Origin of the sequence: Psychrobacter sp. ENNN9_III (genome assembly GCF_001462175.1) — a bacterium.
Taxonomy (GTDB): domain Bacteria; phylum Pseudomonadota; class Gammaproteobacteria; order Pseudomonadales; family Moraxellaceae; genus Psychrobacter.
Window position 1 is genome coordinate 1 of the sequence record NZ_LNUO01000080.1, and the last position, 7,116, is coordinate 7,116.

The following is a 7,116-nucleotide window of genomic DNA, read 5'->3' on the forward strand; positions in this document are numbered from 1 at the left end:
CTCTTATAGGGGAGCGGTTTTTATTTGAAGCATCAAAATTCTCTTTATTTTGCAACTTTAGTCTTTTGCGTTTCAAGCATTTCTTCTTCAAGATAATGGATATTTTGCGCTTCATTAACGAAGTTTTCATCCGCTAAAATGACATCGCGATGCATAGGAATGTTGGTTTTTATGCCTTCGATAATAAGCTCATCAAGCGCATGTACTGTTTTTGCGATAGCTTGCTGGCGAGTCTGTCCATGACAAATGAGCTTACCAATCAATGAGTCATAATAGCTAGGGATTTCATAGCCAGGATATAAATGCGAATCAAAACGTACACCAGCGCCACTAGGCGCGTACAGCTGCGTAACTTTGCCAGGTGAAGGCATAAAAGTTACTGGGTCTTCAGCATTGATACGACATTCGATTGCGTGACCTTGAATTTCAATCTCATCTTGACGATAAGATAAGCCATAACCTGCAGCGATTTTTAATTGTTCAACCACTACATCAATACCAGTGATCATTTCAGTCACAGGATGCTCAACTTGTACCCGTGTATTCATCTCAATAAAGAAAAATTCATTATTTTCGAATAAAAACTCAAACGTACCAGCGCCGCGATATTCAACCAGCTCACACGCTTTAACACAAGCTTGGAGTATTGGTTCACGGACATCATCCGGAATATCAGGAGCAGGCGCTTCTTCTAACACCTTTTGGTGACGACGCTGTAGTGAGCAGTCGCGATCATAAAGATGAATAGCATTACCATTACCATCGCCCAATACTTGGATCTCGACATGGCGCGGGTTTTGTAAGTAACGCTCCATATAGACAGTATCATCGCCAAACCATAGCTCAGCTTCTTGTCTTGCCGCTTGTACTTGACCAACCAGCTCATCAAAACGTTCAACGACACGCATACCGCGTCCACCACCGCCAGAAGCAGCTTTAATGATCAACGGAAAGCCAATATTACGAGCTTGTTCTTCAGCGTTGTGCATAGTAACAGCACCAACTGAACCAGGAACAGTGGGTACGCCAGCCTTTTTCATCGCATTAATGGCAGAAACTTTATTACCCATGAGCCGAATATGATCAGCATTAGGGCCTACAAAAGTTAATCCAGCTTCTTCAATACGTTCAGCGAATTCAGCGTTTTCGGCCAAAAAACCATAACCAGGATGAATGGCATCAGCACCAGAGATTTCAGCAGCCGTTAAAATAGTATTGATATTCAAATAACTTTCGCTAGCATTCGGTTTGCCGATACAGATGGCTTCATCGACAAAGCGCAGATGCATGAGGTTTTCATCAGCAGTGGAGTAAATACCGACAGTCTCTATACCAAGTGCTTTACACGCACGTACGATACGTAGAGCAATCTCACCTCGGTTGGCGATGAGCAGTTTTTTTATCATAGGGTCATCCTCGTCAAAGCGGCGTTGATCAATCCAGTCGTTATATATTACTCATATAATATGAGTATGAACGAGGTATTGAACATAACAAAATAAGGTGTAGCGAGTACAATTAGGCTTTATAGCGTATAACAGGCTGGCCAAACTGTACAACCTCAGAGTTGTCCACTAAGATTTCAGCAATGACACCACTTTGAGTTGCCTCAAGCGGGTTCATGATTTTCATCGCTTCGATAATACCAAGCGTATCACCAGCCTGCACGGTTTGACCAACTTTTACGAATGGTGGGTCGTTAGGGCTAGGAGCTGCATAGAACACACCAACCATTGGTGAGGTTTCAACACTACCAGCTTTAACAGCTGCTTTAGCTTCAGGAGCAGCAGCAGGCGCTGCACCCATAGCAGGCGCTGCCATCATTGTTGGAGCTGGTGCATCATAATGACGGGTTAAACTGATATGCTCATCATCTGAACTGACTTCTAGATTGACCAGTTCGTTTTCTTCCATGAGAGCGATTAGCGTGCGTATTTTTTCAATATCCATAATTTTAATGATGCCTTTTTTTTAAATTAAAGAAAGAAATAGTGTAACAAAATATTGTTTAATTGATTGCTAATGATACCTATATTCAGCGCAATGAGCAATCAATGTACAGTTGTTAACTGGAACTTTTTACATATTTTTGACGCTAAGGCGAATAATAGTAACATGCATCCTATTATTGTTGAGGTTTTCTTAACATTGTTTAGTTCCACAAGGCCGTTAAGCGTCTTTGCTGATAGCGTAATCGTAAAGACAACAGGATAGAGGCCAAAAATAAACCAGTAATCAAGGCCATCCAGAACCCTTGTGCACCTACGTCTGTAAAACGTACGAGGTAAATACCAAGTGGCAAGGCAACTACCCAATAACAGAAAAGTGTGACCCACATCGGTATCGTGGTATCTTGCATCCCGCGTAATATCCCAGCAACATTGACCTGCCAGCCATCAAAGAGCTGATAAGCCAGCGCGAAGATTAACAGATGCATAGCCTGTGCTCGTAACTCAGGATTGTCGGTAAATGCTGCAGCCAGCTGTGGTCTAAACATCCAAATACCAAGCATGCAGACAAGCGCGATAAGCACTGTCCAAATGAGCCCAGTTGCTTGTACGTGACGTAAAGCGAGCAAATTCTTTTCACCAAAACGATTAGATATCATTATAGTCAGCGCCATCGCGACTGATATTGGAATCATAAATAACTGAGAGGTGACTGCTAGAGCGACTTGATGTGATGCCGTGGCGATCTCACCTAATGGGCTAATGACCAGTGCGCCTAAGCTAAATAAGCTGGCTTCAAAAAAGATAGAAAGACCAATTGGAATGCCAAGTTTAAGTAGCTTGGTTATTTGCTCTCGGTTGGGGGCGGTAAAGCTGTAGAAAAAACGAGTACTGGCAAATTGCTGACGCTTGGAGAGGGTAGTATAAACGCCCAAAATCAATACGTTAATCCATAGCACTAGTGCTGTTGCTACACCGCAACCTGCACCGCCCATCTCGGGCATGCCAAACAATCCATGGATAAAAATATAATTAAGCGGTATATCTGCTAATAGACCGATAATACTAACGACTGTGACTGGCTCAGGTCGACTAAGTGCTTCACAATAACTACGTAATACTGCATAAATGGCAAGCGCAGGAAAGCCAAAAGAAACGCCATGTAAGTATTGAGCGGCGATAGGTTGAATGTTCTCTGGCACACCCATTAAGCTGAGCACATTTGGCATCAAATTCACAATAATAAAACCGCAAATACCGATAACGCTGGCGGTCCATATAGACTGCTGAGTGATATGTGGAACTTGGCTGTATTTATTTTGCCCTATCGCTTCCCCAATTAAAGGGGTCGTGGCAATAAGGATGCCTGTGGCTAATAAAAACAGCGGTAACCAAATACCAGAGCCAACAGCCACGGCAGCCAAATCAAGCGCCGAGACACGTCCTGCCATAATAGAGTCAACGACTCCTAGCGCTGCTTGGCAAAATTGAGTAATTAAAATAGGTAGCGCGAGCACGCCTAAACGTAAGCTGTAGCTTTTAAAGTCTGTAAAAGATAATGGCAAAACCATAGTTAGCAACTTTTCATTATTCACGTTGGTTATTGATGTTCAAATACTGCCATCAACAAATCGTTGACAAGGCAGTAACATAGAATTAGTGCCGATGATAATACTCCGATAAATAATATGAGCAAGTCTATATAGGCAAAGTCTGAAAATAAAAATGACGTCAATAAAACAAAAGCAACCCGCCAATTCACATTATGAACTGACAGGTATAATGATATAAATGGCTAAGAAGCCAGACTGGAGTTTTAATGCTTAAAAAACGTTTAAAACTTTTTCAGAGTCGTCTGGAGTTAATCGTCATATTTCACTCATAAAAGCTAATATATCTAAAGCTCATAATGCTTCAGGCAAATCTTGTACGATTGCTTGATAGCCAATTAACTTATTATTTGCATCAAATGCCTGCACGACAATAGCGTAGTTAGTCGAAATATCCGGAATGACGGGTGCAAACTGGGTGTTATTGTTAGCCAATACAGCGTTCTGTATATAGCCGTTAGCGCCAGACTCAGCTTTGTTGACATCGATTTGGCTGACTAATACTTGTTTTGTGTTAATTGGATTCTTCCAAGTGACGGTTTTTTGGCTGCCATTACCAGTGATGTCGAGCATCATATTGCCCAGCTGATAGTCGAGGGCATAAGTGGTAAAGTTAGAACGATCACTCAGAGTATAGGTAACCTTACAGTTATCTCTGGCAGCTGAAAGAGTAGTGCCGCCTAGACTGTCTTGATATTCAAAACTACCTCTCCATGGTGAGCCTACTTGGTTTTCCTCAAAGCTACCTGCAAATGTCGTCATCAAGTTTGGCGTTTCAAGATTTAGATCATTGATATATTTGATGTCTAAAAATTCTGCAGTATCAAGGCTACCAGTTACCTTGCCTGTCATATAATTATCTACTTTAAAGCCAGTATTGACATCAAGTGTGCGGTTTTCTTGACAAATCTGCTGTTGGTAACTGATACGCCCATCAACACTGCCAGCGCCATCCTTACTGATATCAAAATATATCGCCCCGATATCAATGTCGCTATTATCACCATCATCAAGCTCTATAAAGTGACCGACATAGAGACCGCCGCGTCCACCCTCTGGCGTCAATTTGTCTAAGAAGTTATCCAGCGACTCCTCTGGTAAAAACACAGACTCCAAAATCTCAGCCATGCTTTTTTCATCATCAGTTAGCTTATCTTCGACTTCTTCATATTTACCTTTGACTTTATCTTCTACACGATCGTACTCGTCTTTAACTTGGTCTTCGATGCGGTCATACTCTTTTTTGACTTTATCACCATCGCTGCCGCAAGCGCTTAGTGTCAGTCCTAATACACTGACAGTTAATACAGATAGTACGAGTTTGGGTGCGCTCATAAAGGGGTCCTAGGGTGTGAAGATAGGGTAGATGCGAGAATCAAGGCGTAAATATAGCAAACTTTGGTAAGGTAGTGCTACAAAAACCTTTGACCTATTACTTATGAGCTCATACTAGCTCCAGCGTCTCTGCCATATCTATAATAGCCTGCCAGTGCTTGGGTTCAAGCGGTATGATTGTCAATTGCTCGCAGCCTTTCCTAAGTAGCAGGGAATCCTCAAGTGTGGGGATAAACTTTAGCTCAGATAACGGTAAGATTGCCTTAAAAGCTTGCTCAAATGTCACATCGACCATATACCAGCGCGGTGTCTCACTGGTTGCGATAGGGTCGTAATGCCGATGTTCAGGATGAAACTGGGTTGGATCAGGGTAACCCGCTTTGCTTATCGTCATAATGCCAGCGACGCCAGAGGGTTTTGCGCTCGAATGATAAAAGAATACTTTGTCACCTACTTGCATATCGTCGCGCATAAAGTTACGAGCGCGGTAGTTACGTACGCCGTCCCAACACTCTGTGCCCAAACGTTGTAGGTCTTCGATGCCAAAAAATTTTGGATTAGACTTCATTAGCCAATATGCCATATTCGTTGTCCTAATATTTGTTATGAATATTTGAGGTAAAGTTTTATATAAGGTATCTACTTTATTTGGTAACAACCATATATTGCAAATCTATCTGGATTTTATAGCCGTGGTTTTATTAATATTTTCGCCAGACATCTATTTAATAGACTAAATTAGTAAAGACAGTGCTTTTCTTTCATGTACGTAGCCGTTATCCTAGCCGTATTTTTTGCGGTTTGTCGCCGCTTTTTATTGAATAAGTTTACGTTATGTCGATATCTGAGTTTGATAATATTAGAGTGTTCTCCAACGCTACAAATACTTCTTGTATAGATGCGACCATTATACCGTTGGCGCTATATATTCATATTCCGTGGTGTGTAAAAAAATGTCCTTATTGTGATTTTAACTCGCACGAGTTGGGCGCTGATGTACAGCTGTCAATGTATGATGAGTACGTAGATGCACTCTTGCTAGATGCGCAGATGCAGCAGCCTCTGACTCAAGGACGCCAGATTGGCTCAATATTCATAGGCGGTGGCACGCCATCATTATTGCCGATTAGTCAATATCAGCGGTTATTCGCCGGTCTACAAGCCTGCTTTGAATTTGCGGAAGATATTGAAGTCACCATGGAAGCGAATCCTGGCACTTTAGAACATGCACCATTCGCTGAGTATCTAAAAGTAGGTATTAATCGCTTATCTATCGGGGTACAGAGCTTCGCTGCTGATAAGTTGCAAACACTTGGACGTATTCACGATCCTGCTCAGGCAACAGCCGCCATTCATGCGGCTCGCGCTGCTGGCTTTGAGAGGGTAAATGTAGACTTAATGCACGGTTTGCCGCAGCAGTCGCTTAGCGAAGCGTTGTATGATATTCAGACAGCGCATGACGCTGGCGCAACGCACATCTCTTGGTATCAGCTGACAATTGAGCCCAACACCGTATTCTATCGCAGTCAGCCTATCTTACCTGATGAGGATAGCTTGGCTGATATCGAAGAGGCAGGGCAGGCTTTGCTACAGCGCCTGGGTTATGATAACTACGAAGTGTCGGCATGGGCAGGTGCATCAGATAAGCCGTGTCGACACAACGTCAATTACTGGCAGTTTGGCGATTATTTGGCCATTGGTGCTGGCGCACACGGCAAGGTAACTTTGAATCGCAGTGACTTAATAAGTAAGGATTTGCAAAACGATGAACTATTATCAGAGGAACTACTATCAAAGACAGGTATCTACCGTTTTAGTAAATCACGATCTCCAAAAGACTATATGACTTATGAAGATGCACCAAAAATGGTCAATTGGTTGCCAATTGCTGATGATGAGTTGGTCAGTGAATTTATGCTTAATGCGCTACGTCTGCATGATGGGTTGACATGGTCGCTATTTGCATCGCGAACAGGACTGAGCTATGAAAGCATAGCGCGGCAAGTCAATAAGCTAGTCGAGCAAGGCTTGTTGGTGAACAATACTGAGCTGTTACAACCAACTTTATTAGGTCGTCGTTACTTAAATCAGATATTGCGCACATTTTTATAGTGCTTGTATGCTTAAATTTTTATGTAACTGTATATGATGAAGATTATTTATACATTACTGTTTATACATCACTGTTATTAAGAACAAAAAAAGGCTTACCAAATGGTAAG

At 42.2% G+C, this 7,116-nt stretch carries 6 protein-coding genes; 1 reads left to right on the forward strand and 5 read right to left on the reverse strand.

Annotation, left to right across the window (positions count from 1 at the left end):
- Positions 1 to 44 precede the first annotated feature (44 nt).
- From accC to PENNN9_RS05260, 5 genes are all read right to left on the reverse strand, one after another.
- A complete protein-coding gene (gene accC / locus PENNN9_RS05240) occupies positions 45 to 1,406 on the reverse strand; it encodes an acetyl-CoA carboxylase biotin carboxylase subunit (RefSeq protein ID WP_058368671.1) in 1,362 nt (453 codons plus the stop codon).
- A gap of 112 nt (positions 1,407 to 1,518) precedes the next feature.
- Positions 1,519 to 1,950, reverse strand: coding sequence for an acetyl-CoA carboxylase biotin carboxyl carrier protein (gene accB, locus PENNN9_RS05245; RefSeq protein WP_058368672.1), 432 nt, complete (start codon positions 1,948 to 1,950; stop codon positions 1,519 to 1,521).
- A 202-nt stretch (positions 1,951 to 2,152) separates the two neighbouring features.
- Positions 2,153 to 3,520 carry an MATE family efflux transporter gene (locus tag PENNN9_RS05250; RefSeq protein ID WP_058368673.1) on the reverse strand — a complete coding sequence of 456 codons (1,368 nt, stop codon included), beginning with the start codon at positions 3,518 to 3,520 and terminating at the stop codon, positions 2,153 to 2,155.
- 333 nt (positions 3,521 to 3,853) lie between these two features.
- Positions 3,854 to 4,894: a hypothetical protein gene (locus PENNN9_RS05255; RefSeq protein ID WP_058368674.1), complete on the reverse strand. Its 1,041-nt coding sequence runs from the start codon at positions 4,892 to 4,894 to the stop codon at positions 3,854 to 3,856.
- A 109-nt stretch (positions 4,895 to 5,003) separates the two neighbouring features.
- Positions 5,004 to 5,477, reverse strand: a complete 474-nt coding sequence (locus PENNN9_RS05260) for an EVE domain-containing protein (protein WP_058368675.1) — start codon at positions 5,475 to 5,477, stop codon at positions 5,004 to 5,006.
- A 251-nt stretch (positions 5,478 to 5,728) separates the two neighbouring features.
- Here PENNN9_RS05260 and hemW point away from each other — a divergent pair, with 251 nt between their 5' ends.
- The gene (gene hemW / locus PENNN9_RS05265) at positions 5,729 to 7,006 is read left to right on the forward strand and encodes a radical SAM family heme chaperone HemW (protein WP_058368676.1); all 1,278 of its coding nucleotides are present in this window, start codon (positions 5,729 to 5,731) and stop codon (positions 7,004 to 7,006) included.
- Positions 7,007 to 7,116: the final 110 nt, after the last annotated feature.

Excerpts from the sequence above, each read along its gene's own strand:
- accC (WP_058368671.1), bottom strand. The coding sequence starts at position 1,406 with ATGATAAAAAAACTGCTCATCGCCAACCGAGGTGAGATTGCTCTACGT.
- accB (WP_058368672.1), bottom strand. The coding sequence starts at position 1,950 with ATGGATATTGAAAAAATACGCACGCTAATCGCTCTCATGGAAGAAAAC.
- PENNN9_RS05250 (WP_058368673.1), bottom strand. The coding sequence starts at position 3,520 with ATGGTTTTGCCATTATCTTTTACAGACTTTAAAAGCTACAGCTTACGT.
- PENNN9_RS05255 (WP_058368674.1), bottom strand. The coding sequence starts at position 4,894 with ATGAGCGCACCCAAACTCGTACTATCTGTATTAACTGTCAGTGTATTA.
- PENNN9_RS05260 (WP_058368675.1), bottom strand. The coding sequence starts at position 5,477 with ATGGCATATTGGCTAATGAAGTCTAATCCAAAATTTTTTGGCATCGAA.
- hemW (WP_058368676.1), top strand. The coding sequence starts at position 5,729 with ATGTCGATATCTGAGTTTGATAATATTAGAGTGTTCTCCAACGCTACA.